The sequence below is a fragment of the Nonomuraea sp. H19 genome (assembly GCF_052068215.1).
Classification (GTDB): domain Bacteria; phylum Actinomycetota; class Actinomycetes; order Streptosporangiales; family Streptosporangiaceae; genus Nonomuraea.
The window spans coordinates 160,754-187,132 of record NZ_JBQHCV010000017.1 but is presented as its reverse complement, the minus strand read 5'-3'; the positions used below and the strand labels follow the sequence as shown (position 1 = coordinate 187,132).

Sequence of the window (26,379 nt, the reverse complement as noted above, 5' to 3'; positions counted from 1 at the left end):
CTCCGGAACGGGCTCAGTGCTTTCGCGTGCCAGGCTGGGAGCTGTGACCTGCTTCTTTCCCGGAGAGGAAGGGGATGACGTCCCAGATGGCCGACCGTCGGCTCCGGCTCGGGGCACCGCTGTCCCTGTCCGGAAAGCATGCCCGCTTCGGCAGGCAGGCCAAGCTCGGCCTCGACATCTGGCGGTCCTCCAACGAGTCCGTGGAATTGACCGTTGAAGACGACCGCAGCGACCCGGAAGTGCTGGAGGACGTTCTTCGCCGGCTGTCGGCGCAGTGCGACCTCCTCCTCGGGCCGTACTCCACCCAGCTCATGCGCAGGGCGGGTCACGTGGCCGCCGCGCTGGACCGGCTGATCTGGAACCACGGCGGTTCGGGCGACGACGTCGAAACGGCCCATCCCGGCCATGTCGTCTCGACGCTGACGCCGGCGAGCCGATATGCGGAGTCCTTCATCCACCACCTCGCAGCAAACGACAATCGGAACAGGCTGTGGATTGCCGAGGGCAGGGGGAGCTTCGGGCGACAGGTGGCGGCGGGCGCCGAGACCTGCGCGAATGAACTCGGCATCGCGGTGAACCGGATCGGCCCCGGACACGCACTCCCCTCGTCCGGCTTGTGGAATCTGTTGTGTGCGGGATCCTTCGCCGAGGATGTCGAGCGGGTCAAGCAAGGCCGGACAGGGAAGCCACAGGTCATCTGCGCTGTGGCGGCGGGCGTGGGCGAGTTCGGTGAGGCGGTGGACGATCCTCGCGGGATCTATGGCGTCGGGCAGTGGTTCCCGGGGAGCGACGGCGAGGCGGCCGTGGGAATGTCCGAGCGCGATTTTGTCAACGCCTATCGGGATCGGACCGGGGCGATGCCCGACTACCCCGCCGTACAAGCCGCCGCCACCGCGATCATCGCGACCCACTGCGCCGCCCGAACCGGCAGCACCGGACGTGAGGAGCTGTGGATGGCCGCCACCGCTCTGGAGACGACGACCCTGTTCGGTGCTTTCAAGATCGACCCAGACAGCGGTGCCCAGGTCGGGCATCGGCCGGCGCTGGTGCGATGGGACAACGCCGGGCCCGTTGCCGTCGAGCCTGGTTAGGTGGCCGAGATGATGGCGATGCCCAGGCACATCTCGTCGCTGGTCCCCTCGCCCCACACCACATACCGCGGCGGCAGCTCGCGCAACTGCGGCAGCTTGGCGCGCAGGGTCGCGTCATGCGTGCACGTCACCCGTACGACATCGCCCTTCTTGACCTGGACGGGCGCAGGGAGCACGCGCAGGGACTGGTCGTCGAAGTTGTAGTTGGGCACCTCCAGGAGCGTGCGGGCCTTGGGAGTGCCGGGGTTGAGCTCTACCGTGATGGCGCGGCCGAGCAGGTGCATGTGTCCGGCCAGGGCGTGGACGGCGGCGACACCCTCGACCGGCAGGTCGCAGTGCTGCGTCGGTCCGGGCTTGACCGGGCCGCAGAACTTGGCGAGCTGGGCCGACTGTTCCTTGCTCTCGTCGCCGAACCTGTTGCCGACGTCCTTCACGGCGGCGGCCCGGTCGCACAGCGGGCCGGACTCCTGCGGCGTGCAGGGCAGCTCGACCGGGGCGGGGAACAGCGCGGTCTCCAAGGGCTCCAGCGCCTGATCGGTCAGTCGTAGCCGGATCCCCGAGCGGTCGGCGCCCGGCTTGCCCTCCACACCCAGCAGGTTGTAGTGCACCTGCATGACGAGGCGGCTGCCCGGCGGCAGGTCGTAGCCGTACTTGGGGTCGAGGAGCTTCTCGTTCGTGCCGGGGGCCCAGTGGGCCACCCATGAGGCATCGTCGACCCCCGCGTCGCCGAAGCAGGTCCAACCCTGGCCGGGGGTGCTGTCGTCGAGCTTGCGGGCCTGCTCTGCCTGTTCGGGATCAAGCCTGAAGAAGATCGCGTGGTGGACGAGGTCGAGGTTCTGGGGCTGGAACTGGGCGCCGGTCAGGGACACCCGGCTCGTCAGCTTGGGGTCGATGAGGAAACAGCGGTAGTCGTCCGTGCCGCCGTTGGGCGGACCCGGCGTGTACGGCTCCGCCATCGTCAGGTTGACGAACCGTTCGCCGGACCGCAACGGGGACGCCGCCGGCGTGGACGTGGCGGCGTGACCCGGATGGCCGGGCGAAGCGGTGTCGCCGGTAGGGGCGGCGGTGCTGCGTGCGCCGCAGGAGGCGAGCAGGACGACCGCGGCCAGTAAGGCGGCCGTCCGGGCAAGTCGATTCATGGCTTCAACACTCGCCCGGATGGAGACGGCGGACATCCTTCCCCAGGACGTTTCCGTTCGTTCGCTGGGATGACCCGCGTCTCCGACCCTGGTCGCGCTCCAGCACCTCTCAGTCTGACTGGCTCAGTCGCAGCTCGGCGAACGAGCGGATCTCCTCGTCCTCCGCGGTCGCCGCGTGCTCCAGGAGGCTCGGGTCCTCATCGGACAGGCGCGCGGCTGCCGCCGCTCCGAACAGCCGGGCCGTCGGGTCGGGCCCTTCGAGCCGGGCGAGGACGTCACGAGGGTCGAGCTCCTCGGTGTCCAGGCGGACCAGCCACTCGGCCAGTTCCTTGACCTGACCGGCCTCCAGGTTTGACGCCCCGGCTGCCAGCTGGTCTGTCGTGGCGGCGGCCAGGAACCCGAGGACCTTCCAGCGCACGCCGGCGTCGTAGTCCGTGCTCAGATTCATGACGCGCGCGATGGTGGGTCCATGCTGCGCGTCGCCGTTGACCAGCACGACTTCGATCGCGTAGAACCGCACCTGGCGGAACGGGTGGGCGAGGAGAGCGGGGACCTCGTCCATCATCGGGGCGGCGAGATCTTCCAGCTCCGACAGCAGCCAGGTTCCCGTTCTCACGGCCGCGTCATCGCCGCTGTGGAGGAGCCGGACGAGGTTCTCGACGGGGTATCCCCCGTACAACTCGCTCAGCAGGTCGTTGGCCGCCGGGCCGACGATGACGCCGTCGAGCGAATGCGCGCGGATGCGCTCTATCAAGTCGTCGCCTGCTTGCGTCTGCATCGGCTGTTACTTTCCCTTTAGGAAGCGCTTGATCATGCCTAGTGCCTGCGTCTCCTGCTCAACCCTCGCCACGTGTCCGGGATCGTTGTCGTTGTACCACTTCAGCTGCATCGTCCGTTCTTCGACGCTGGCCTCCAGTTTTTGCTCGAGCTCCTGCGCCTGCTCTTTCGTCATGCCCTCCGTGCTCTTGGGGACTTTTCCGTGGAATTTTATTCCGTCGTCGCGCCAGCCGCCGCGGCTCCCGCCCCCGCTGCTGCCGCCGCCCGACCTCTTCTTCCCGCGGGCCATCTGGGCCATGCCGTCCTGGGCCGAACGAGGGCCGGACGGCGGCCTCAGGCCTGCGGGACGCATCGGGAGGTTTCGGCCGCCCGCGCCGGCCAGCGCCGGGCGGGGCGCTCCCGGCCCTCTGAGGCGGCGCAGGTCGTCCTGGATGCGGCGCATCACGTCGCCCAAGCTGCGACGCAGGTAGGGGGCGATCACATTGTCGGTGCCCTTCCTGCCCTCGTGCAGGGTCGTGCCAACTATCTTGCGGCGCATCAGCATCCGCGCGATGGCCGCCGTCGTTCCTGCCGCCCCGCCGAAAGCCAGCAGCCTGGCCACCTCGACCGAAGCGAAGACCGCCTGAGTGCCCACCGCGACCTTCACCGCCGACACCACCGACGCGGCGGCTTCGAGTGCCACCGGCGCCGTCTGCAACGCGGCGTTGGCCTGGGCGACGTGGCCGCCCTGCACTCCTGTGGTCTCCCAATGGCGCTGCAGAGCGCTGGCGGACTGGCCGTGGTAGACCTGCTGCGTGGCGCGTACCGCCGAATCGGCCCCTGACGCGGCGGTGATCGTGCCCGCGTTGGCCGTGCGGACGGCGTCGCGCTCCAGCCTGGCGTCGTCCTCGTCGAAATTGGGGTAGGGGCCGAGCATCTGCATCATCCCGGCGGCCTCCGGGGGAAGCATCACGCCCATGTGCGGCCGAGGTTCTCGATGGACTCGACGTTCGCGGCCTCGGTGTCGCCGGTGTTCCTGGCCACGGCGTGCAGGCCCTCGCCGGTCTCGCCCATCACCGTGGAAAGCTCGGAGAGCACGGCCATCGACACCGCGCGGCATTCCGCGTACGTTCTGGTGAACATGGCGAACAGGCCGTCGTCACCCCAGGAGGACACGCCATCCCCGCGCGCGTGCAGCGACTCGAGCGCGGCACTGTAGTCATCCCCATGGGTCGTGATCCGCGAGGCCCCCTGCCCCACTGCCCCCAGGGCGATCTCAAGTCCCGTCATACCCAGCGACCATATCGGTACATATCACAGTCTGGTCAACATCTCCCGTTCATGAGATCTACATCTCAATGTCAAGATCGCGAGGTTGTGTCTAGACTGGGCGGCTGTCCGCTCTCTGACAACCGGAGGTCGACGTGTCGTCACCCGCGCCGGAAAACGACGCCGAATACCTGGCCCAGTACGCCGCCCAGGCTCGGCGGATCATCCGTGACCTGCAGGCGACGCGGGCCGCGATCCAGCAGTTGGAGGGCCGGGCGAAGAGTAGAGACGGCCTGCTCGAGGCGACCGCGGACGGCCAGGGCGGCCTGACCCGGCTGCGCATCGACCCGCGGGCGCTGCGGCTCGGCGAGGCGGCGCTGGGCCGTGAGGTGACCGCCGTGCTCCAGGAAGCACAGGAGGACGCGGCACGTAAGGCACAGGAGATGGTGGACCGGGCCGAGGTCGGCGCCGCGGCCCTGCCGCAGCCGCTCGACGAGACCTTCGTCCGCCAACGGGTCGAACAAGTGGCCCGCGATCTTCTCTAGGCCCGGGAGGCAAGCGATGTACCGGCACGACTTCGACCCGGCCGACATCAGGGAGCAGGACCTGGAGGAGGTCGCCCGCCAGCAGGAGCGGCTGCAGGACTGGCTGGACACCGCCCAGGAGGACCTCGACAAGATCGTCGGGATGGGCGAGCGGGCGTCAGGCCAGGTGAAGGCGAGCGTGGATCCGAACGGCCGGGTCCTGGACGTCACATACGGGCCACGGGCCCTGCGCCTGAGCAGCCACGAGCTGGCGGAAGAGACCCTCGCGGCGGTACGCGAGGCGTGCGCGGACGCCGAGCGCCAGACCAACGCCCTCATGCGCGAGGCCCTGCCGGGATACGACCCGGCGGAGGCGGCCGCGCACTTCGAGCAGGTGCTGAACGACTGGCGCTGACCTACAGGACGGGCAGGGTGGCCTCGACCTGGAAGCCGCCGTCCTCGGCCCGCCCTTCCTGCAGGGTGCCGCCGGCCAGCTCCACCCACTGCTGGATGTCGTCCAGGTTCATGCGGCCCGGCATGTCGCGGACGCTGACCCGGACCACGCCGGGCAGGTAGCGGACCTCCACCCGGACATCCGCGCCCGGCGCGTGCTCGCGGATCCCCACCAGGGCCCGCTGGACCACCCGGTACGCCGTCCGCCCCACCCCGCCGGAAACGGGCACCGGCGTGCCGGTCACCACCAGCTCCACGGGTACGCCGGCACAGGCGGAGTCGGTGACCAGCGGCCGCAGATCGGGCAGCGGGAGCCCGAGGTCGAAGCCCTCACCGGTGCCGCGCCGCAGCAGCGCCACCATGTGACGCAGCTCGTCCAGCGCCTCGCGGCCCGTCGCGCGCAGCTCCTCCGCCGCCGCCCTGGTGCGCTCGTCGGCCGACGCCGTGGCCAGCGCGCCCGCCTGCAGCACCATCCGGCTCACCCGGTGGGTGACGACGTCGTGGATCTCGCCCGCCAGCCGCTCACGCTCCACGCGCTCCGCCCGCTCGGCCAGGACGCGGCGCAGGCGTACCGTGATCTCCGCGTACAGCCCGTACAGCGTCGCCAGCGCGATCACCACCTCCGTGCGGACGACGACGGGCGCGGCCATAGGCCACAGCAGCAGCACAGCGACGGCGAGCGCCAGCACCGGCAGCCAGCGTGGCGTCCCGCGAGGCCGCCCGGCCGCGAACGCCATCGCCCCGTACACCGCGAACCCGCACGCCGGCGGCCATAGCGGCGCCTCGCTCAGCGGCGGAACGGCGGACGGGGCGAGCACGAACAGCACGGGCAACGCGATCGCCGTGCCCACGCTGATCCACGCCACGGTCAGCGGCGCGCGCCGCATCCACAGCACCGGCACCGCCGCCACCAGGAGAATCACCAGGATCGGGCCCTCGTAGCCGATCGCCAGAGTCAAGCCTGCCGCGACCAGGACCGCGACCACGTCGGCAGGTCGCGGACGGGCACCGTCCACCGGCTCATCGTACGATCACCCGTCCACCCTGCCCAGCCTCGCTCAGACCTTGGTGATGCGGACCGCGTCGGCGATGACGTACCCCGTCGTGGAGGTCCAGCGGCTCACCCCGACCACGTTGTACGTCCCGGCCGCGAGCTGGTACGTCCCCAGCGCCCGCCACGCTCCGCCACCCGACCGCTGATCCACGTTGACCGTCTGGTTCCCGCCGGAGGCCGCCACGATGTACGGCGTCGCGCTGTTGTAGCCGGAATTGGCCGGATACCACACCTCCACCCGATAGCTGCCCGCGCTCGGGATGGAAGCCTGGAACCAGGCGGGATCGCTGGCGGCGACGGGTTCGGCGAAGCGGTAGTCGGTGCCGTGCAGCTGTGTCGAGTAGGTCGAAGTGCCCCAGTTCGCCCCGGCGGCGAAGCCGGCGTCCGCGTTGTCGATCACCACGCTGAACGGGTCGCCGCCCGACGATCCGGCGACCTTGCCCGCGCTCGGGGCGCTCTCCTGGTGCGTCCTGTTGAGCGCGGTCACGTAGTAGGTCTGCGTCCCGCCGGCCGTCGTGTCGGTGAACGTGGCCTTCCTGGTGGTCCCGACCAGGTTGCGGGCGTCGGCGAAGAAGCACGGGTCGGCCGACGAGGGGGTGCCGTCGACGCGGTAGACCGCGTACGAGGTGCCGGAGCCCGTCCAGGAGAGCTGGACGCCGTTCGAGACCCGGGTGGCCGAGGTGATGGCCGGCGCGGCCGGGGCGGCGGCGGAGCCGCGGGCGGGCATCAGAGCAGGCTTGCTGTAGTGGGCGTTGACGAGCCTGGTGATGGCGCCGATCCGGTCGGCCTTGACGTCCTTGGCACTGAAGTAGACGTCGCCGACGATCTCGGGGTGCTTCCTGTTGTCGTGCAGGTGGTCGCTGAGCTCGTTCGGGTCCTGCCAGGCGGCCTCCTGCCCGGAGGCGCCCGCGCGGTAGGCGGCCTGGCCGACGACGAGCTGCACGCCGGTGCCCCGTACGACGTCGGACCACCAGGCGGTGAGCACCTCGTAGGCGGCCGTGGAGAAGCCGAGATGCCAGTAGATCTGCGGGGCGATGTAGTCGATCCAGCCCTGCTTCACCCACTGCCTGCTGTCGGCGTAGATGGCGTCGTACGACTGCAGCCCCGAGGTCCGCGAGCCGAGCGGGTCGGTGCCGGAGTTGCGCCAGATGCCGAACGGGCTGATGCCGAAGGACACATGCGGCTTGGCAGTGTGGATGCGCTGGCCGAGCTCGCGTACGAGCAGGTTGACGTTGTTGCGCCGCCAGTCGCCGATGTTGCCGAACGAGCCGCCGTACTGCGCGTACGTGGCCGAGTCCGGGATGCTCTGACCGCTGACCGGATAGGGGTAGAAGTAGTCGTCGAGGTGCACGCCGTCGAGGTCGTAGCGGGAGACGGCATCCATGATCGCGTCCTCGATGAAGTCGCGTACCTCCGGGATGCCCGGGTTGTAGTAGAGCTTGCCGCCGTAGGCGAAGCGCCAGCTCGGGTGCTGCCGCGCGGGATGCGTGGAGACGAGCTTGCTGGGATCGTCGTGGTTGGCGATCCGGTACGGGTTGAACCAGGCGTGCAGCTCCAGGTTGCGGGCGTGGGCCTCGTTGACCATGAACGCGAGCGGGTCGTACCCGGGGTTGCCGCCCTGCGTGCCGGTCAACCACTGCGACCAGGGCTCGTACGGCGAGGGCCAGAACGCGTCGGCCGTCGGCCTGACCTGCACGACCACGGCGTTCATGCGCTTCTGCACGGCCAGGTCCAGCCACGCGCGGAACTCGGCCTGCTGGGCCGACGCGCTGAGCCCGGTGCGGCTCGGCCAGTCGATGTTCGCGACGGAGGAGATCCACATGGCTCTGAACTGCCGTTTGGGGGTGGCCGGATCGGTGGCGCAGGCCACCGAGGCGGCTGAGGTCGGGGCCACGATGCTGACGAGTACGGCCGATAAGGCCGCCAGGACGGTACGCAGGAGCGCGGTCACGAAGGGAAGTTTCAGCGCATCGAGGTCAAAACGCAATAGTTTTCAACAAGTCCATCTGAGGGGACACAGTTGAGGAAATGAAGTCGAAGGCGAAAAGTTTCACCTAACACGGCAGTAATGTCAATTATCGACATTGTGTCAGATCATGTCATACCGTGGGCCGCGTTGAGCGGCCACCGCAGGCAGCGGGTTTCCCGCGCCCACGGTGCACCCGTTAACCCGAACGAGGAGCACCCATGACTCTCGCCCGCACGCGATTAGCAGCCCTCGCCACCTCGATCCTCGCCGTCCTCCTCATCGTCGCAGGCCAGCCCTCCCTCGCCGCGGCCAAGGAGGCCCCGCTGCCGGCCGCGTTCGCCAAGGCGGCCGCCGCGCACGACGTACCTCGCGACCTGCTCGTCGCGCTCGCCTACGCCGAGACCCACCTCGACGGCCACAACGGCGAACCCAGCGCCAGCGGCGGCTACGGCCTGATGCACCTGGTCAGCAACCCGACCAACCACTCGCTCGAGAAGGCCGCCGAGCTCACCGAGCTGCCGGCCGACAAGCTGCGCAAGGACGACGAGGCCAACATCCTCGGAGGCGCGGCCGTGCTGCGTGCCCACGCCGACGCGCTGGGTCTCGACGAGTCGGCCAGGAAGGACATCGGCCGCTGGTACCAGGCCGTGGCCAAGTACGGCAACGCCTCCTCCCCCGAGCTCGCCCGCCTCTACGCCGACGCCGTGTACGAGCAGCTCGGCCTCGGCATCGACACCCGCGGCGTGCAGGTCAAGCCGCAGGAGGTCACCGCCGACCGCGGCGAGTACGCCAAGGCACGCGACCTGAACGCCCAGGCCGAGGTCGCCAGCCCCGACTATCCGCCGGCCGCCTGGGTGCCGGCCAACTCCGGCAACTACCGCGTCGCCAACCGCGAGACCGACTACAACATCGACCGCGTGATCATCCACGTGACCCAGGGCTCGTACGCGGGCACCATCTCCTGGTTCCAGAACCCCAGCGCCAACGTCTCGTCGCACTACGTGGTCAAGTCCTCCAGCGGCGCCATCACCCAGATGGTGCGCGACAAGGACGTCGCCTGGCACGCGGGCAACTCGACCTACAACAACCGGTCCATCGGGATCGAGCACGAGGGCTTCGTCAATGACGCCTCGTGGTTCACCGACGCGATGTACCGGGCCTCCGCGGCCCTGACCAAGGCCCTCTGCGACAAGTACGGCATCCCCAAGACCAGGACCGGCATCATCGGGCACAACGAGGTGCCCGGCGCGACCCACACCGACCCGGGTTCGCACTGGAACTGGACCACGTACATGAACTACGTGACCGGTGGCGGCGGCACCCCGACGTGGACGACGACCGTCGACAACGCCACGGCCGGCCAGTTCACCGCCAGCGCCAACTGGGGCACGTCCGCCTACTCCAGCCAGCGCCACGGCACCGACTACCGCTTCGCCGACCCGGTCGCGGCCAGCGACGCGGCGTGGTACTCGGCCACGATCCCCAGCGCGGGCACGTACCGGGTCGAGGTCTGGTATCCGGCGGATCCCGGATACAACAGCTCGGCGCCGTACATCGTGGCGGCATCGGGCGGAAACCAGACGGTGTATGTCGACCAGCGCTCCGGCGGCGGAACGTGGCGCAGCATCGGCACGTTCTCGCTCAACGCCGGAACCTACAACGTGGTCGGCGTGAGCCGCTGGACCTCGGGCACAGGCCTCGTCATCGCCGACGCGGTCCGCATCAGCAAGATCTAAGAGATTCCCTGCGGCCCGCGCCCGCCCGCTCTGCCTGCGGCGCGGGCCGTACCCGCTCTGTAGCGGTCAGGCGGCCGCGCCGCCGTCGATCACGTGGTCCTGGCCGACGACGAAGCTCGACGCCGGCGACGACAGCCACAGCACCGCGGCGGCGATCTCCTCGGGGGCGGCCACCCGGCCGATCGGCAGCGCGGTCTTCATGCGCGCGTCCCGCTCATCGAGGGTCTCTCCCGGGCGTGTCGACATCGGGGAGTCGATCGGGCCCGGGCTGACGGCGTTGATCCGGACGCCGTCGGCGATGTGGTCGCGGGCGGCGGTCCTGGTCAGGAAGCTCACCGCGGCCTTCGACGCGGCGTACGCCCCCGCCCCGGCCAGCCGCCAGTGCGCGCCCAGATTGGAGGCCACGTTGACGACGGCGCCGCCGCCGTGCGCGCGCATGTGGGCGATCTCGTGCTTCATCGACAGGAACACGCCCTTGAGGTTCACCGCGAGGACGTCGTCCCAGACGTCCTCGTCGTAGTCGGCCACGGGCTCCAGCATGCCGAAGACGCCGGCCGAGTTGCAGGCGACGTCGAGGCCGCCGTACCGGGAGACGGCGGCAGCCACCATGGCGGCGACCTCCGCCGACCGGGTGACGTCCACGGCGAACGCGCTCGCCCGCCCGCCGTTCTCCTCGATCAGCTTCACGACCTCGCTCAGCCGGCTGGTGTCGCGCCCGGCGACCAGCACGGCCGCGCCCTCCTTCGCGTACGCCCGCGCCACCGCGCCGCCCACGACCCCGGTGGCTCCGGTGACGAGCGCGACCTTGCCTGCAAAATGACCTGTCATTGATTCCATACCAATCGTTCTTAAATTTGGACGGCCGTCATGGCCTGATCGACTGCGTCACGCAACCGGCGCGGGTCCGGGTCGGCCCGGCCGAGCACCCTGATGCCCTGCACCAGGACGAGCAGGAACCTGGCCAGCGCGTGCGGGTCCTTGGCCGCCGGGATCTCCCCTTGGGCGCGGGCCCTGACGAGCGTGGAGGCGAGCGCGGTCTCCAGCCCCGCCCAGCTCGTCGCCACCCTGCGCGACACGGCCGCGTCGCGGGAGCCGAACTCCACGGCCGTGTTCACCACCATGCAGCCCTTCCGCAACTCGTCTGCCAGGCATTCCGCCACGTACGAGTCGAGGAACGCGCGCAGTGCGGGCAGCGCGGGCCCCGGCTGGGACAGGGGCTCGACCACGTCGCGCCCCGCCAGGTAGAGCTCCAATGCCTTCAGGTAGAGCTCGCGCTTGCCGCCGAAGGTCCCGTAGATGCTCGCCCGCGCGATGCCGAGGTGCGCCACGAGGTCCGCCATCGACGTCCCCTCGTATCCGCGCTCCCAGAACAGCTCGAGCGCCTTCTCCAACGCGACCTCGGGATCGAATTCCTTGGTCCGTGCCACGGCGGGAACGCTAGCACTATCGAGAACGATCGGTCAAAAATGCCCGCACATGACCGAGCCGCTCGGTACCCCCAGCGGAATCAGGAGCGATCGACGTCCAGCAGCCCCAGGCTGTCCTGTTCGCCCCGGCGCCGGATGACGTCGTTGATCGCCTCCGTCACCTCCTGCTTGCTGTAGGCGCCCTCGGGCACCTCGTTGAGCTGTGCCATCAGGTCGGCGGGCACGCGTGCGTGTCGGGAGACCTGCGCGTACACCTGCCGCATCGCGACCCGGTCGTGTCCTTGGAACGCCTCGTCAATGGCCTGCTGCAAAGCGTCGAGCACGGTGTGATCAGTCATGTCAGTCCCCCCAGCAGCCCGTACCCAGCCAATCGCCCCATAAGCAGGTCTCTGACCTGCTCCATCACCAGCTCCACCGGCACGTCCGCCACCCAGGACAGGTCGTGCGGGCAGCGCTCGGCGCGTACGTCCACGCCGCTGGCGCCGCACACCGGGCAGGTCGTGGTCCAGGAGATCAGCGGCCGGTGCTCGGTCCTGGACAGCGGTCCGGCGTTGATGAGGTTGCCGCACCAGTAGACGGCGACCGTGGGGGTGCCCACGGCGGCGGCCAGGTGGCGCGGGCCGGTGTCGTTCGCGATCACCAGGTCGCAGCGCTCGTAGAGCGCGGCCAGCCCGCCGAGGCCGAGCGCGCCCACGAGGGGGAGCGCGGGGCGCCGCATCGCCCCGACGACCCCCATCACCAGGTCCTTCTCCTGCGCGGTGCCGGTCACCGCGATCGGCCGGTCGATCCGGTCGGCCACCTCGGCGAAGCGCTCCACCGGCCACCGGCGTCGCGGATCGTTCGCACCCGGATGCACGGCGACCAGCCCCGGTGGCGGCTCGCCGAGCACGCGGGCCAGCTCGGCGCGGTCGGCGCCGGTGACCGCCACCCGCGGCTCCAGCCCGTCCGCGATCCCGCCGATCAGCGCGGCGACCTGCAGGAAGCGGAGGGTCTCGTGGTGGTAGTCCGTGTACGGCACCCAGCGGTCCAGCGTCTCCGCGCCGGGAGCACGCAGCCCGGCGGTCACCCGGGCGCCCAGCCGACCGATGAACGGGTTGGAGTAGCGGCCGCCGCCGTGGATCTGCACCGCCAGATCGAACCCGCGCCCCCGCAGTTCCTCGCCCAGCTCGTCCGGCACCGGATGCCCGATCTCCGACGTCGAGACCCCCGTGATCGGCGGCAGCGCCACCACGTCGTCCACCGGCCCCGGCCGCCCGGTGAGGAAGGCGGCGTGCCAGGCGGTGCCGAGCAGGGTCAGCCGGGCGCCGGGGTAGGCCCGCTTGATCGCCTCCAGCGCCGGCACGGCCATCAGGTAGTCGCCGATCGCGTTGGCCCGCAGCACCGCGATCCGCTCCACACCGTCGACCAGCGCCGTCATAGCGGCCCGGCTACCCCAAGAGCGCCTGTCCATAACCCGGCAAAGGGGGTTTGAGCTGGGCTTTTACAGGTACTCGCTCTTCATGGGCAGCGCGAGCGAGAAGATCATCAGTGCGGTGGTCGTCGGCGACGTCATGCTGGACTCCTGGCTTCGCGGCTCGGCCAAGCGATTGGCCCAGGAGGCGCCGGTGCCCGTGATGAGCCTCGAAACGGTCGAGGACGCGCCGGGCGGCGCCGCCAACACCGCGGCCAACCTGGCGGCGCTCGGGGCCCGCGTCCGGCTCATCGGCGTCGTGGGCGACGACCCGTGCGGGGACGAGCTCGTGCGCTCGCTGCGCCTGCTCGGCGTGGAGCCGGACCTGCTGATCGTGCCGGGGCGGCGTACCGCGCACAAGCGGCGGCTGGTCGCGGCGGGCCAGCTCACGGCCCGCTACGACGAGGAGGACCTCGACGGCATCCCGGCCGGCGCCGAGCAGGAGCTGCTGCGCCGCCTGGCAGTGGCCGTGCCGGGGGCGGACGTGGTGGTGGCCTGCGACTACGGCGGCGGCGTGTTCACCCCGGCGGTGCGCCGGGCGCTGACCGGGGTGCCGCTGCTCGTGGTGGACGCGCACGCGGTGGCGCCGTGGCGGGAGTGCGCGCCGGCCGCCGTGCTGCCGAACTACGCCGAGGTCGTATGCCTGCTCGGCGCCGCTGAAGGCGTTGCGGAAGACACCACGGAAGGGGTCTCCGACCGGCCGGCGTACCTGGCGTCCCGTACCGACCGGCTGCTGGAGCTGACCGGCGCCGGGATCGTGGTGACCACCCTGGACGGCGAGGGCACGCTGCTGCACAGGAGCGGCCACCCGCCGTACCGGACCTATGCCCGGCCCGCGCCCCAGCACATGGCCACGGGCGCGGGCGACACCTACACCGCCGCCTTCGCGCTCTGGCTCGCGGGCGGCGCGTCGCCGGAGGAGGCGGCGGAGGCGGGCCAGGCCGCGGCCGGGGTCGTCGTCCGCCGCCCGGGCACGGCGATCTGCACCCGCCACGACCTGCTGCGTGCCCTGCGCCGCCGCGAGGGCGCGGTGCAGCCGGCCGAGCGCCTGGCCCAGCTGCTGGACGAGCACCGGCGCAGAGGGGAGCGGGTGGTCTTCACCAACGGCTGCTTCGACGTGCTCCACCGGGGGCACGTGAGCTATCTGGAGCAGGCGGGACAGCTCGGCGACGTGCTCGTGGTGGCGGTCAACAGCGACGCCAGCGTGGCCCGGCTGAAGGGTCCCGGGCGGCCCGTCAATCCGTGCGAGGATCGTATGTCCGTGCTCGCGGCGCTGAACGACGTGGACTACGTGATCGAGTTCGACGAGGACACGCCCGAGCGGCTGCTCCGGATGCTCCGCCCGGAGCTGTACGTCAAAGGCGGCGACTACACCGCCGAAATGCTGCCGGAGGCGCCGCTGGTGCGCTCGCTCGGCGGCGAGGTCCGCGTGCTCGGCTACCTCCCGGACCGCTCGACCACCGCCATCATCGGCCGCATGAGATCTCTGCCGGAGTAGCTCTGACTCAGAGCAGCGCCCGCTCCAGCCACGGGCGCAGGATCGGCAGGGCGTTCTTGGCCTGCATGGCGCCCATGTGGTCGAGCCCGTCCAGCACGGCCACGTCCCAGCCGAGAGCCTCGAGCTCGGCCCGATGCTTCACCAGCGGGGTCGCGATGCTGACGTGCGTCCCGCCCCATTGCTCGTCGTAGTCGATCTCGTCTTCCGACCCCGCGAAACACAGCCGGGGACAGGTCAGCCGGACGGACCGGTCGTCGAAGTCCTGCAACGCCTCGTACAGCGTGACGAACTGCCCGGTCTGGTCCACGGTCGTGGACACCTGGACCGACGACCAGTCGCCTGGTTCGACGGGCGCCGGCTCGGTCGCCGGCTTCGGCGCGGCGGACATCTCGTGCGCGGCCATGGTGACCCGCAGCATCTCGGCGTACGGCCCTCCGTACGCCGGGAACCCACCCATGACCAGCGCCGACAGCCGGTCGGTCCGGATGGCCAGCTGCAGCCCGCTCAGCGCCAGCCACGAATATCCGTAGTACGCGAACCGCTCGGCCCCCGCCGCGTCGGCCACGGCCAGCAGGTCGGCGGCGATGTTGGCGGGCGTGAGCGTGTCCGGTTTGGGGTGGGCCATGACGTGCCCCTGGTAGTCGAACACCACGACGCGGAAGGCGTCGCTGAGCCCGTCGATGAGCGAGCGGCCCACTGCCGGATCGGCACCCCACTTGCGCATCTCCTCGGCCTGCTCGCCCTCGATCGGCTTCGGATCGACGGGCAGCAGCACGGCCGGCCCGGAGCCGTGCACCTCGACGTCGATGGTGCTGCCGTCATGCAGTCTCGCCATGATGTCCCTCGAATTCCATACGGCGTAAAACATTGACCTGGCGAGAATAGCTTATGCCGTAAAGAATCTCAACGGATTGGGTACGGGAACGCACCGCATCTCCTCACCGCCCGCGTCCGTCCAGCGCAGCAGCAGATTGGCCTTGGCCGGAATGTGCGGAGCGGCCAGCAGCGCCCGCAGTTCCTCCGGATCGCCGTGGTCCTTGCCGGCGGCGGCGAACACGGCTCTGGCCAGCGCCCATGACTCGGCCCGCAGCCCGGGATGGCGGGCGGCGATCGCTCCGGCGATCTCGCAGAGGTTGTTGGTCAGCAGGCAGTAGACCAGCCGTTCCCAGCCGTAGGAGGCGGACACCACGCCCTCGCCCGCCAGACCGGGATGGCGCTCCCCGACGATCCTGACGCCCTCGTGGTCGCGGAAGACGGCCTGTGCGGGAGTGCCGTGACGGTCCACCGCGATGAGCACGTTCTGCAGGTGGCATTCGAGCACCACACCGTGCCGCAGGTACGCGTGCAGGACCGGGGGCACCACCTGGTCCAGGTAGCGCTGCCACCACAGGAGCGTCGCGTCCTCCCCGAGCCCGTCGAGCGGGTTGCCGGGGAAGCCCTCGCTGATCCCCGCCGCCAGCAACGCCGTCAGCCCGGGGCGCAGGTGCTCGCGCAGCCCGTCACGTACGATCACCGCCAGCGCCTCGCCCCCGTCCGCGCCCAGCTCGGCGCTGCGGTAGCCGCGGTCGCTCAGCACGACGGGCCGTGGGACGTGCCCTGGCAGGTCGTCGAAGGCCCCGGCCAGCAGGTCCGCGACCATGCCGAGGCGGCGCAGGTCGCGCAGCCACAGGCGGCGCACGTCGTTCGTGACCCGCACGTCGAGGCTGAACTTGCAGAACAGGTCCGGCTCCGGCAGGTACACCGTGCGGATCGACGAGGTCGGCACGGCCACCGCCGTCGCGTCCAGCCGGCGCAGCCGGCTGTCACGCAGGCCACCGAGCAGCTCCACCTGCCAGGGGTGGGCGGGCAGCGGCGCCAGGCCGTCGCCCAGGCCGAGCCGGTCGAGCGCGCTCGTGTCCCCCTCCTGCACCAGGAGCTCCGCGGGCACGCCCAGGAGCGGCAGGGCGAAGCTCGCGTACGCCTCCGGCGAGTAACGCAGCCACGTCTCAGGGCCCGACCCGCCACGCGCCTTGGGCGCCGGGTGGTAGCGGTGCCCGGCGACGAGAGCCTGCTCCGAACGCACGTACGGGTCCGCGGGCGGCGTCGCGGACCGCCTGGCCAGCAGCAAGGCGGCCATGACGTCCCGGCTGTGGAGCACCTCGGCGAGCAGTCCGTCGTTGGCCACCCCGGTGCCGGCGCGGAGCTCGGCCGACGTCAGGGCGAGCAGGTCGTCCAGCGACAGCGGGCACCAGCCGCCGGGCGTGTGGAGCGCGGGCGCGGCCGGGAATCGCTCGCCGCCGACCCGCAGCACGTGACCGGTCGCGGGCAGCACGAACGTCCGCGGCTCGGGACGGGGCCGGGCCACCTCCCTGATCAGGCAGTTGAGCAGCGCCGTCACCGCGAGGGCGGCCGCGTCCGCCCATGCCTCGCGCTCCGGCCCGCGGGTCGGGAGGAGGCCGTCGATGGGTACCATGGCGACCTACTCCCGCCTTTTGTACCCATTCATGCCCACAAGGTAGCTATCAGGCATCCTTCTGGAAATAGTGTGAAATATGGGGCGGTTGGAGGAGGTATTCGCAGCCGAGCTGGCCCTCGTACGGCCCGATCTGTCCACGCGGTACGCGCGGGCGCTGCCGGGCGCGCGGGCCGCCGTCATGGGCCGCCTGTGGCGCAGCCTCCTCGCCGAACCCCTGCCCGGGGCCGCCCGGGGACAGGGCGAAGTGCTGCTGGCCGACGGGCGCCGGTTGACCGGCCCGCCGCGGCTGCCGTACGACCTCGGCGGCGAGCCGGTCCTGTGGCTGGACGGCCGCCCTTGGACGCACCCCGCCGAGTTGCTGGCCGCCCTCGGCCTGCCCGGCACCGCCCGGCTCGTCGAGGACCTGGACAACAGCGTCGCCTCCCTGGCCCTGTCGCGCGCCGGCGCCACCGCGACCGTCCCGGAGAGCCCGGAGGACTACGAGCAGAGCGTGGTCGACGGCCATCCCTACCATCCGTGCTGCCGCAACCGGCCGGGCGTCTCCGTGGCCGAGCAACTCGCGTACATGCCCGAACACCGCCCCGTCGTCCCTGTCGACCTGGTCGCGGTGCCCGTCGCGGACTGCCTCGTCACGGGGTCGTGGCCGGCCTCGCTCATGGCCGGCGACCGGTTGCTCCTGCCCGTGCACCCCTGGCAGACCCGGCACCTCGACCTGAAGCCGTACGCCACGGGGGCGATCCCGGCGCGCCCGCTCATGTCCGTACGCACCCTCGCCCCGCTCGACGGCGGCCCGCACCTCAAGACGGCGTTCAGCACACGGATGACCTCGGACGTCAGGGACATCTCACCCGGCTCGGTCCGCGCCTGCGTGGCCCTGTCGCGCCTGCTCACGGACCTGTCCGCGCGGCTCGGCGGCCGCCCGCGCATAGCCCGCTACCTGGCCGGCGCCGCCGCCCCGGTGAACGGCGAGCACAGCGCCGACCTGTCGGCCATGCTGCGCGAGCCGACGTCCGCCCTCGCCCCGAAGGCGACCGTGCTCCCCGTCGCGGCAGTCACCCGTGAGCTGGCCGGCGACGCGGCCGGATGGCTGGCGGCGTTCGCGCGACTCGCCATGGCGGACGCCCTGGGCCTGCTGACGCTCGGCGTGGCCCTGGAGGCGCACGGCCAGAACCTGCTGATCTCGCTCGACCGCCACGGCCGCCCGTCCCATCTGGTCTACCGGGACCTGGCCGACGTCAGGATCAGCCCCGCCAGGCTCGCCCGCAGCGGGATCGAGGTGCCTCCGGTCGGCGCCAGGCTGCTCAGCGACGACCCCGGAGTTCTGCACGCCAAGCTGTTCGGCTCCCTCATCGGGACGACGTTCGGCAGCCTGATCTCCCTCTTCTGCCGGGGCGACCGCGCCGCGGAGTCCCGCATGTGGAGGATCGTGGCCGCGGCCGCGCGGCAGGCGTCCGACCGGCTCCCCTGCCGCCCGGAGGACCGCGACGCCCTGTTCGGGCCGGACATCACGGTGAAGGCGCACCTGCTCACGCAGCTGGAAGGCGCCCCGCCGGGAGACAGCTGGACGAGGCTGCCCAACCCGCTCGCCACACCGGCCTAGCGCGCGAGCTCCGCGACGGGGATCCGGCGGAAGGCGATGCTCTCGTACGGGCCGAAGTTCCCGGTCTCGAACAGCAACCCCACTGTGTCCCCGTCCAGCCTGACCAGGTCGGAGTAGGCGGCCGGCAGCCCCGACACCGAGTGCGCGACGCGCCAGGTGACGCCGAGGTCGTCGCTCGCGCGCACCGTCATCAGGGCACGCGCGTCGGGCGCCGCGGGACCCGAGAACAGCAGCACGTCCGGGGACCCGCACCACAGCACGCTGCCCTCCACCACCGGGCCGACCAGGCCGGCCTGGGGGCGGAAGGGCAGTTCCAGCGACTGGCCGCCGTCGGAGGAATAGGCGTCGGCCCTGGTGCCCGGGGCGGTGGATTCGGTGCGGGTGTTGAAATAGACCCGCCCGTCGGGCAGCTCGGTGGCCGTGGTCTCGTTGACGTTGACGTAGCCGTCCGGGTTGTCGTCGACGTACCCGATCCGCCAGGTCTGGCCGCCGTCGTCGCTCAGCAGCGCGTGGCCGCCGTTGTACTTGCCCTCGGTCCCGTTGTCGGAGCCGGCCGGGGGCAGCGAGTGGTTGGCCGGGACCACGATCCGCCCGGCGTGCGGGCCCTGGCGCAGCTCCACGGCGTGTCCCGGCGCGGTCGCGTACCAGCGCCACTCCGGCCGCTTCACGCTGCCGGTGATCTCCCGGGGCGCCGACCACGTCACCCCGTCGTCCGCGCTGACCTGCACGAACACCCGCCGCCCATCCGCCGCCGCCACCTGGCCGCGTCTGATCTTGTCCTCGGTGGCCGACGGGCCCTGGCGGACGAAGACGAGCACGATCCTGCCGTCGGCCAGCGCCACCGGCGCCGGGTTGCCCGCGGTGCCGCGGCGCGGCTCGGTGGCGACGACCTGCAGATCGCCCCATGTCTGGCCGCCGTCGGCGGACCGTTTGAGCACCAGGTCGATGTGGCCGGAGTCCCCCGCCGAGCCCCGCCGCCCCTCCGCGAACGCCAGCACCGTGCCCGCCCTGGTGACCACCGCCGCGGGGATCCGGTAGGTGTGATAGCCGTCCGTGGCCCGCCGGTACGGGACCGACATGGGGTAACGATCTGCCATGCGGGGCACGCTACGGCCTCCGGGTTAACGGCGCACAAGGGGTGCGTGAAGACGAGCGTGGTCACCGGTGGAACCGTGCCCATGGGGGTGCGCGAGACCGCGTACAAGGGACTGCCGGGGGCCCGCCGCGTCCTGGAGATCCCGGTACGCCCGCCGCTCCTTCGGCTTCTCGGCGTGAAAGAGTGCTTCTCACGGACGAATGCTTCTGGAGGCTGGGGTGGCTGACGAGTTCGACGTCATCGTGATCGGTGGCGGTCCGGCAGGTGAGAACGTCGTGGACCGGGCCGTACGGGGCGGCCTGACCGCGGCTCTCGTCGAGGAGCGGCTGGCCGGCGGCGAGTGCTCCTACTGGGCGTGTGTGCCGAGCAAGGCGCTGCTGCGGCCGGTCGATCTGGCGGGCGAGGTGAGCCGGGTTCCGGGGCTCTCGCTCGGGCCGATCGACGTGGCCGCGGTGCTGGCGCGGCGCGACGAGGCCGTCGGGCACTACGACGACGCCGGCCAGGTGCGGTGGGTCGAAGGCGTGCCGGCCGAGTTCGTGCGCGGGCACGGGCGGCTCGACGGCGTCAAGAAGGTGCACGTCACCACGGCGAGCGGCGGCGAGCGGGTGCTGACCGCCAGGCAGGCCGTCGTGCTGGCCACCGGCAGCACGGCGGTGGTGCCGCCGGTGCCGGGCCTGGCCGAGGCGGAGCCGTGGACCAGCCACGAGGTGACCGCGGCCACCGAGATCCCCGAGCGGCTGGCCGTGCTCGGCGGCGGGGTGGTGGCCTGCGAGATGGCGCAGGCCATGCACGGGCTGGGCGCCCGGCAGACCACCGTCCTCGTCCGCGGCGGGCTGCTGGGCAGGATGGAGCCGTTCGCCGGTGAGCTGCTCGCCGAGTCGTTCGCCGCCGCCGGGATCGAGGTGCGCACCCGTACCGACGTCGTCGAGGTGGAGCGGCCCGAGCCCGGTGGGAAGGTGACGGTGCGGCTGGCCGAGGGGCCGCCGGTGGAGGCCGACGAGTTGCTGGTGGCCACCGGCCGCAGGCCCGCCACGCGCGACCTGGGCCTCGGCTCGGTGGGCCTGCCCGACGACGCGTCCGTCGAGGTGGACGACAGCATGCGGGCGACCGGGATCCCCGAGGGCTGGCTGTACGCCGTGGGCGACATCAACGGGCGCGCGCTCCTCACGCACATGGGCAAATACCAGGCCAGAGTCTGCGGTGACGTGATCGCGGCGCGGGCGCGCGGCGACGAACTGCCCGCGATGCGCGACCTCGCCGGCGGCTACGGGGCCCCGCAGGTGGTGTTCACCGATCCGCAGGTCTGCGCGGTCGGCCGTACCGAGGCGGCGGCTCGCCAGGCGGGCTTCCGGGTGCGCGTGGTGGACTACGACCTGGGCGCCGTCACCGGGGCGTACCTGATGGGCGCCGACTATCGCGGCCGGGCCAGGGCCGTCGTGGACGAGGACAGGAAGGTGCTGCTGGGCGTGACGTTCGTCGGGCCTGGCGTGGCCGAGCTGTTGCACGCCGCCACGATCGCGGTCACCGCCGAGGTGCCGCTCGACCGGCTCTGGCACGCCGTGCCGTCGTTCCCGACGGTCAGTGAGGTGTGGCTGCGCCTGCTGGAGACGTACGGGCTATGAACCGGGCACGCTCAGCCGCGGCATGACTGCGCGGTGGCGCGCGACCACTCCGGCGCGGGGCTACCGGGCTCTCCCGACTGCAGCATCAGCTCCGCGACCGTCTCCTCGACGCTGTCCCGCAGCTCCACGTGGGACAGCAGGTCCGTCAGCCGCAACACGGACAGCAGGTGGTGGGAGGGCCGTACCAGGATGATCCGTCCGCTGCCCTCCTCCTCCATCCGCTGCATCACCATCGCCAGCACGCCGATGACCGAGGAATCGTAGAAGTCCAGGTCAGCGAGGTCGAACACGAGGACGGGACCTGCGGACCAGTCCCATACGGCATTGATGCAGGCGCTGAACCGGACCCGTCCCGCGTGGTCGAGCTCGCCGCTGGCGCGGAGCACGGTGCACTGAAGGTATCGGGTCGTCTCGATTCGCAAGCCGCTCCTGCTCACATATTTCCACTGCCCGCTGAGCGGCGTTATCACAGGTGATCGCGAATTTTCCTCGGCGATTAAGCCACACGATCCCTCTGGTTACCCAGAGGAATCGTGAGCAGCTCGTGGACGGCCGAGACGGGGCGGGCTAGTACGAGGTGCCGGACTCCAGGGTCGGGATGGCGCCCTGGCAGGGAGCCATGATCACCAGGAGCGGCGACGCGGCCGGGCTGGACAGCTCCAGCTCGGTGATGTTGCCCTGCACGTGCTGCTGCGGCTTGCCCACATCACCATCCCGGACGCTGAGGACCCGCTGCACCGACGGCGCCGCGGACCGCATGAGCTTCCTGGTGGCGTGGCGCAGCCAGCGTAGCTCCCCGTTGATCCGCCGCCACGTCGCCGGGATGACGCTGGCCGGCTCCGCCTTGGTGCCGAGCCGGAGCGTGATCCGACCGGATCCGAACGTGTCGGGCAGCACCGGGTTGACCACGAACATGCCGGAGCGCAGCAGGCGTACGCCCTGCCGGTTGAGGTTCGCCAGGCCGCCGGCGCTGATCAGCGAGTACAGCTCGCAGCGGGCGCCGTCGAGCGTGTCGGGGTCGAAGTCGACCGCCGGCGGCTCGTCGAACACGATCTTGTTCAGCCGCACCCCCGCCGCGCCGTCCGCCGCCACGCGTCCCGCCAGCGCCCGGCGTACCTCTTCGCAGACGCCGTCGCCCTCCATGATGTCGAGCAGTTCGACGGAGATCAGCCCGTCGTCGGGGATCTCCTCGGCGGCCAGGTCGAAGGCCACCTGGGCGTTCGCCTTCCGGCCCTTGAGCAGCACGCACTGGCGTAGCCGCCCTTGGGAGCGGATCTGCACGAGCCGGGGCAGGGAGCTCGGGGGCTTCGGATCGTCGGTGTTCCAGCCGCTGACCGACAGTTCGTCCGCCGACACCGACATCCGCACGCGGAGCGGGCGGCCCTGGGCGGCGATCTTGAACCCGGCCAGCCCGGAGGTCTCGAACCTGCCCACGATATGCGTGCCCCGGTGCAGGTTGTCGGTCACCTGCAGCGCGGCGATCTGGCCGCTGAGCAGGTGTGCGGGTGGTATCGCGGGAAGGACCACCTGATCGAGGTCGGTGGCGGATCCTACGCTGCTCATCGAGTGCTCCTCGCGGGGGTGATTGAGGTGGACAGCCCTGCCGGGTGGTGGAAGTCGAAACGGGTGAGCAGGGGTTCACGCCGTTCCCACATGCGGCGCACCGCGCTGAAGAGGGGATCGCCGTCGGGGTCCGCGTGCCGGAGGCTGACGGCCAGCATCCGCGTGTAGTCGTCGCCGTCGCCGTGCTCCCAGTGCGGCAGGATCTGGGTCGGCACGTCGGCGCCGCAGCGGCGCAGCCAGAGCCGCAGGCGGGCGCGCTCGCGCTGCTCGGAGTCCAGGAGGGACTCGCCCTTGGAGTGCCTGGCGACGGCCTCTTTCAGCAGCACGTGCTGATCCGACGGCGAGCGGGCGACATGCGTGGCGCCACAGCCGCTGCCTTCTGACCAGCCGGCCTGGATGACGGGGATGCCGAAGGCGGGCAGATCGCTGTCGCCGAACGCCACGGCCACGTCCGTCAGGCTCCACAGGAGGTTCTTGGACAGGACGCCGGCCACGTATTTCACACGGGAGTGGCCCGCGGCGACGGGGTCGTGGAACAGCCAGTTCACCGACTCCTCCGACGCGGCGAACTCCGCCGTCGTCTCGAACAGCTCCGCGTCCTGACCGGGCACGTGGCCGAAGACGGTGATGGTCGGCAGGCCGGGGTCGAGGCCCAGACGGGCGAAGCCGTAGCTGCGGAGCTGGCGGCGTTCGGTGTCCGTACGGACCTGGTAGCCGCGTTTCGCGCGCCAGGCCACCCGTTCGGCGCTGGGCCTGATCAGCTCACGGTGCGGCCAGACGTGCTGCTCGAAGAACGCGCCGACCTTGCCGGGCAGGTCCGCCTGGAAGGAGCGCGGGCGCTCATCGGGAAACAGCGCATACGCCTGCAGCGACCCGGTGCCGTGGACATGCACGACCGGGACCTCCCTGGGCACGCCGCGGTCCACCCTGCCGGTGACCAACGCGACCGGCGGCGTCTCCGGCTGGATGTCGCTCGCCGCCCCGAACGCCTCGGCCAGCCGCCGCGACTCCGGGTCGCCCAGCACGACCAGCCGCGCCGCGGCCACCTCGCTGATGGCCTTGGCGACCATGAGCGTGCGCGCCACGACCCTGATGTCCTGGTCGAACGCCTCCGCCACGACACATCCCGCGCCCCGGGGGCTGTCTCCCCAATACGTACGGGCGACGTGGAGCAGACGATCGAGGTGCTCGCCATCCCCGACACGACGCATGAGATCCTCCACCGAGGCCAGGTAGAAATGCCCTGGTAGACGTTGCCAGACCGGCGGCCGATCACTGGGCGGCCGACACGCTTCTTTGCCGGTCCCTGACGGAAACTCGGCCGCGCCGATGCCGTACCGCGGCGCATGATCAGCGGAATGTGCCGGAAATCACGGCATCTCGGCAGAACAATCTGCCCGCCCGCATGGTCCAAGTTCTTACCAGGAGCACGCCATCGGCGGGTTTAGGATGCACCCTATTGCCACAAGGGGGAGGAATTTCCGCATGGGTTCCCGTATGTCGAGTATCGCGCGCCTTACCGGGGCCGCGGTAGCAGCCGGCGTGGTGGCCGCTGCGATCGCGTTGCCCGCCGTCGGGGGCACCGGAGCGATGTTCGTCTCGGCATCGGAGGATCTCGGCATCAAACCCGAGGACCTCAAGGAGCCCCCACTCGCGGAGAGAACGACGGTGCTCGACGCCAAGGGCAACGAGATCGCGCAGTTCTACGAGGAGTACCGCGAGAACGTCTCGCTCGACCAGGTGGCCGAGATCATGAAGACGGCCATCATCTCCATCGAGGACTACCGCTTCTACGCGCACGGCGCGATCGACATCGAGGGCACCGTCCGCGCCCTGGCCAAGAACGTCACCTCGGGCGGCATCGCCCAGGGCGGCTCGTCCATCACCCAGCAGTATGTCAAGCAGGTCCTGCTCAACTCGGCGACCACCGACAAGGAGCGGAACGCCGCGCTCGAGGCCAGCTACGCGCGCAAGCTCAGGGAGCTGCGTTACGCGATGGCGATCGAGAAGAAGTACACCAAGGACCAGATCCTGGAGAAGTACCTCAACATCGCCTACTTCGGCGCCGGCGCCTACGGGGTGGAGGCGGCGGCCAAGCGCTTCTTCGGGGTCAAGGCGGCGGAGTTGACCTTGGTGCAGGCGGCGACGCTGGCCGGCGCCGTGCAGGACCCCAATGCGACGGACCCCAACCTGGGCAAGGAACAGAAGGATCGGCTGCTCCAGCGGCGCAACGTGGTGCTCAACCGGATGGCCGAGCTGAAGAAGATCACCCCTGAGCAGGCAGAGGAGGCCAAGGCCAAGAAGCTCGGCTACAAGGGCACCCCGTTGCCCGGCGGCTGCTCGGCCAAGACCGTCACGGCCTCGTACTTCTGCGTGTACGTCCGCAACGAGATCCTGAGCAACCCGAACTTCGGCAAGTCGGCCAAGGCCAGGAGCCAGTTCCTCAACCGGGGCGGCCTGGAGATCCAGACGACGCTGGACCCGCAGATGCAGGAGGCCGCCGAGAAGGCCATCAAGAAGCACGTGTTCGCCTCCGACAACCCGGTCGCCTCCGAGGCGCTGGTCGAGCCGGGCACGGGCGCGATCAAGGCCATGGCCTCCAGCCGCAAGTACGGCAACAACAAGCGCAAGAAGGAAATGTCGTACAACGTCGTGGCGGACGCCGTGCACGGCGGCGGCACCGGCTTCCAGGCCGGCTCGACGTTCAAGACCTTCACCCTGCTCACCGCGCTGAAGCAGGGCATGAAGATCAACGACGGCCTCAGCGTGAGCAGCGGCTACCGCGCCCCCTATTACTCGTCGTTCAAGAACTGCAAGGGCGAGAACATCGGCGACCCCAGCCACACCGTTACCAACGACGAGGGCGGCGGCGGGTTCAAGTCGCTGGCCACCGGCACCTGGGGGTCGGTGAACACCTTCTTCATGGCCCTGGAGCAGAAGGTGGGCCTGTGCAACGTGATCAAGACGGCCCAGTCGCTCGGTATCAAGCGGTCCGACGGCCAGAAGCTGCAGGAGTACTCCACCTTCACCCTCGGTATCAACGAGATGGATCCGGTGACCGTCGCCAACGCCTACGCCGCGATCGGCGCGCGTGGCAAGTACTGCGCCCCCATGGTCATCACCAAGATCACTAACCGCGACGGCAAGGTGACCAACTACAAGCCGAAGTGCAAGCAGGCACTGGACCCCGAGGTGGCGGACGCCGCGGCGGACATCCTGTCGGGCGTGTTCACCAAGGGCACGATGCGTAGCGTCGGCGGCATCGGCCGCCCTGCCGCCGGCAAGACCGGCACGACGGACTCGCAGGCCACGGCCTGGTTCGCCGGGTTCACCCCGGACCTCGCGGGGGCGGTCAGCATCGGTGACCCGCGCGGCGCGATCAACAACAAGCTCAACAACATCACCATCGGCGGCCGCTACTACGGATCCGTCTTCGGCGCCTCGATTCCCGGGCCGATCTGGAAGGACACCATGATCGCCGCGCTGAAGGGCGTGCCCGCGACGGACTTCACACCGGTGAACACCGCCCGCTTCGGCGGCTGCGGCCAGAGCTGCCAGCCCGTGCGGGTGCAGCCCGACGACGGCGACGAGCCCGACGAGCTGGATGACGTGGAAACGGGCCTGGGCCTGGATTGATCGACATCGAAAGCCCCTCCGGGACTTCAGTGCGACAAATC

Annotated in this window: 24 protein-coding genes; 8 read left to right on the top strand and 16 right to left on the bottom strand. The window is 70.7% G+C overall.

Features of this window, described 5'->3' with window-relative positions:
- Nucleotides 1-74 precede the first annotated feature (74 nt).
- Complete coding sequence (locus tag ACTMTI_RS33710; protein ID WP_441124699.1) at nucleotides 75-1,091, top strand: ABC transporter substrate-binding protein; 1,017 nt, start codon at nucleotides 75-77, stop codon at nucleotides 1,089-1,091.
- Here the strand turns inward: ACTMTI_RS33710 and ACTMTI_RS33705 are convergent.
- From ACTMTI_RS33705 to ACTMTI_RS33690, 4 genes are all read right to left on the bottom strand, one after another.
- Nucleotides 1,088-2,230: a monooxygenase gene (locus tag ACTMTI_RS33705; RefSeq protein WP_441124698.1), complete on the bottom strand. Its 1,143-nt coding sequence runs from the start codon at nucleotides 2,228-2,230 to the stop codon at nucleotides 1,088-1,090. The two genes, ACTMTI_RS33710 and ACTMTI_RS33705, sit on opposite strands and share 4 nt — an antisense overlap.
- A gap of 109 nt (nucleotides 2,231-2,339) precedes the next feature.
- Nucleotides 2,340-3,008: a hypothetical protein gene (locus ACTMTI_RS33700; RefSeq protein WP_441124697.1), complete on the bottom strand. Its 669-nt coding sequence runs from the start codon at nucleotides 3,006-3,008 to the stop codon at nucleotides 2,340-2,342.
- Nucleotides 3,009-3,014: 6 nt separating this feature from the next.
- A complete protein-coding gene (locus tag ACTMTI_RS33695; RefSeq protein ID WP_441124696.1) occupies nucleotides 3,015-3,965 on the bottom strand; it encodes a hypothetical protein in 951 nt (316 codons plus the stop codon).
- Nucleotides 3,956-4,276 (bottom strand): hypothetical protein, encoded by a 321-nt coding sequence (locus ACTMTI_RS33690; RefSeq protein ID WP_441124695.1) that lies wholly within the window; start codon nucleotides 4,274-4,276, stop codon nucleotides 3,956-3,958. The genes ACTMTI_RS33695 and ACTMTI_RS33690 overlap by 10 nt, the downstream gene beginning before the upstream one ends.
- A 134-nt stretch (nucleotides 4,277-4,410) precedes the next feature.
- Here ACTMTI_RS33690 and ACTMTI_RS33685 point away from each other — a divergent pair, with 134 nt between their 5' ends.
- Nucleotides 4,411-4,800 (top strand): YbaB/EbfC family nucleoid-associated protein, encoded by a 390-nt coding sequence (locus ACTMTI_RS33685; RefSeq protein ID WP_441124694.1) that lies wholly within the window; start codon nucleotides 4,411-4,413, stop codon nucleotides 4,798-4,800.
- Between the two features lie 16 nt (nucleotides 4,801-4,816).
- Nucleotides 4,817-5,194, top strand: a complete 378-nt coding sequence (locus ACTMTI_RS33680; RefSeq protein ID WP_441124693.1) for a YbaB/EbfC family nucleoid-associated protein — start codon at nucleotides 4,817-4,819, stop codon at nucleotides 5,192-5,194.
- Nucleotide 5,195: 1 nt separating this feature from the next.
- Here the strand turns inward: ACTMTI_RS33680 and ACTMTI_RS33675 are convergent, their stop codons facing one another.
- Both ACTMTI_RS33675 and ACTMTI_RS33670 read right to left on the bottom strand, forming a co-directional pair.
- Nucleotides 5,196-6,248 carry a sensor histidine kinase gene (locus ACTMTI_RS33675; RefSeq protein WP_441124692.1) on the bottom strand — a complete coding sequence of 351 codons (1,053 nt, stop codon included), beginning with the start codon at nucleotides 6,246-6,248 and terminating at the stop codon, nucleotides 5,196-5,198.
- Between the two features lie 42 nt (nucleotides 6,249-6,290).
- Complete coding sequence (locus tag ACTMTI_RS33670; RefSeq protein WP_441124691.1) at nucleotides 6,291-8,237, bottom strand: family 10 glycosylhydrolase; 1,947 nt, start codon at nucleotides 8,235-8,237, stop codon at nucleotides 6,291-6,293.
- A 236-nt stretch (nucleotides 8,238-8,473) separates the two neighbouring features.
- On the opposite strand from ACTMTI_RS33670, the gene ACTMTI_RS33665 reads away from it, so the two are divergent.
- Entirely contained in the window at nucleotides 8,474-9,991 is a 1,518-nt protein-coding gene (locus ACTMTI_RS33665) for a golvesin C-terminal-like domain-containing protein (protein WP_441124690.1), read from the top strand.
- Nucleotides 9,992-10,057: 66 nt separating this feature from the next.
- On the opposite strand, the gene ACTMTI_RS33660 is transcribed toward ACTMTI_RS33665, so the two are convergent.
- The 4 genes from ACTMTI_RS33660 to ACTMTI_RS33645 form a co-directional block, all read right to left on the bottom strand.
- Nucleotides 10,058-10,819 (bottom strand): SDR family NAD(P)-dependent oxidoreductase, encoded by a 762-nt coding sequence (locus ACTMTI_RS33660; protein ID WP_441124689.1) that lies wholly within the window; start codon nucleotides 10,817-10,819, stop codon nucleotides 10,058-10,060.
- 20 nt (nucleotides 10,820-10,839) lie between these two features.
- Nucleotides 10,840-11,418 carry a TetR/AcrR family transcriptional regulator gene (locus tag ACTMTI_RS33655; RefSeq protein WP_441124688.1) on the bottom strand — a complete coding sequence of 193 codons (579 nt, stop codon included), beginning with the start codon at nucleotides 11,416-11,418 and terminating at the stop codon, nucleotides 10,840-10,842.
- 80 nt (nucleotides 11,419-11,498) lie between these two features.
- Complete coding sequence (locus ACTMTI_RS33650) at nucleotides 11,499-11,756, bottom strand: hypothetical protein (RefSeq protein ID WP_441124687.1); 258 nt, start codon at nucleotides 11,754-11,756, stop codon at nucleotides 11,499-11,501.
- Nucleotides 11,753-12,835 carry a glycosyltransferase family 9 protein gene (locus ACTMTI_RS33645; protein WP_441124686.1) on the bottom strand — a complete coding sequence of 361 codons (1,083 nt, stop codon included), beginning with the start codon at nucleotides 12,833-12,835 and terminating at the stop codon, nucleotides 11,753-11,755. Before ACTMTI_RS33645 ends, ACTMTI_RS33650 begins: the two co-directional genes overlap by 4 nt.
- A gap of 82 nt (nucleotides 12,836-12,917) precedes the next feature.
- On the opposite strand from ACTMTI_RS33645, the gene rfaE2 reads away from it, so the two are divergent.
- Nucleotides 12,918-14,366 (top strand): D-glycero-beta-D-manno-heptose 1-phosphate adenylyltransferase, encoded by a 1,449-nt coding sequence (rfaE2, locus tag ACTMTI_RS33640; protein ID WP_441124685.1) that lies wholly within the window; start codon nucleotides 12,918-12,920, stop codon nucleotides 14,364-14,366.
- A gap of 7 nt (nucleotides 14,367-14,373) precedes the next feature.
- On the opposite strand, the gene ACTMTI_RS33635 is transcribed toward rfaE2, so the two are convergent.
- Nucleotides 14,374-15,201 carry an alpha/beta fold hydrolase gene (locus tag ACTMTI_RS33635; protein ID WP_441124684.1) on the bottom strand — a complete coding sequence of 276 codons (828 nt, stop codon included), beginning with the start codon at nucleotides 15,199-15,201 and terminating at the stop codon, nucleotides 14,374-14,376.
- Between the two features lie 51 nt (nucleotides 15,202-15,252).
- Nucleotides 15,253-16,818 carry an IucA/IucC family C-terminal-domain containing protein gene (locus ACTMTI_RS33630; RefSeq protein ID WP_441124683.1) on the bottom strand — a complete coding sequence of 522 codons (1,566 nt, stop codon included), beginning with the start codon at nucleotides 16,816-16,818 and terminating at the stop codon, nucleotides 15,253-15,255.
- Between the two features lie 79 nt (nucleotides 16,819-16,897).
- On the opposite strand from ACTMTI_RS33630, the gene ACTMTI_RS33625 reads away from it, so the two are divergent.
- On the top strand, nucleotides 16,898-18,421 hold the full coding sequence (locus ACTMTI_RS33625; protein WP_441124682.1) for an IucA/IucC family protein: 1,524 nt from the start codon (nucleotides 16,898-16,900) through the stop codon (nucleotides 18,419-18,421).
- Here the strand turns inward: ACTMTI_RS33625 and ACTMTI_RS33620 are convergent.
- Nucleotides 18,418-19,518 carry a sialidase family protein gene (locus tag ACTMTI_RS33620; protein WP_441124681.1) on the bottom strand — a complete coding sequence of 367 codons (1,101 nt, stop codon included), beginning with the start codon at nucleotides 19,516-19,518 and terminating at the stop codon, nucleotides 18,418-18,420. The two genes, ACTMTI_RS33625 and ACTMTI_RS33620, sit on opposite strands and share 4 nt — an antisense overlap.
- 217 nt (nucleotides 19,519-19,735) lie before the next feature.
- Between ACTMTI_RS33620 and ACTMTI_RS33615 the strand changes: the two genes are divergently transcribed.
- Complete coding sequence (locus ACTMTI_RS33615) at nucleotides 19,736-21,139, top strand: dihydrolipoyl dehydrogenase family protein (RefSeq protein ID WP_441124680.1); 1,404 nt, start codon at nucleotides 19,736-19,738, stop codon at nucleotides 21,137-21,139.
- An 11-nt stretch (nucleotides 21,140-21,150) separates the two neighbouring features.
- On the opposite strand, the gene ACTMTI_RS33610 is transcribed toward ACTMTI_RS33615, so the two are convergent.
- The 3 genes from ACTMTI_RS33610 to ACTMTI_RS33600 form a co-directional block, all read right to left on the bottom strand.
- Nucleotides 21,151-21,561 (bottom strand): STAS domain-containing protein, encoded by a 411-nt coding sequence (locus ACTMTI_RS33610; protein WP_441124679.1) that lies wholly within the window; start codon nucleotides 21,559-21,561, stop codon nucleotides 21,151-21,153.
- Nucleotides 21,562-21,706: 145 nt separating this feature from the next.
- A complete protein-coding gene (locus tag ACTMTI_RS33605) occupies nucleotides 21,707-22,702 on the bottom strand; it encodes a hypothetical protein (protein ID WP_441124678.1) in 996 nt (331 codons plus the stop codon).
- Nucleotides 22,699-23,913 carry a hypothetical protein gene (locus tag ACTMTI_RS33600; RefSeq protein ID WP_441124677.1) on the bottom strand — a complete coding sequence of 405 codons (1,215 nt, stop codon included), beginning with the start codon at nucleotides 23,911-23,913 and terminating at the stop codon, nucleotides 22,699-22,701. Before ACTMTI_RS33600 ends, ACTMTI_RS33605 begins: the two co-directional genes overlap by 4 nt.
- A gap of 274 nt (nucleotides 23,914-24,187) precedes the next feature.
- Here ACTMTI_RS33600 and ACTMTI_RS33595 point away from each other — a divergent pair, with 274 nt between their 5' ends.
- Complete coding sequence (locus tag ACTMTI_RS33595; RefSeq protein WP_441124676.1) at nucleotides 24,188-26,338, top strand: transglycosylase domain-containing protein; 2,151 nt, start codon at nucleotides 24,188-24,190, stop codon at nucleotides 26,336-26,338.
- Nucleotides 26,339-26,379: the final 41 nt, after the last annotated feature.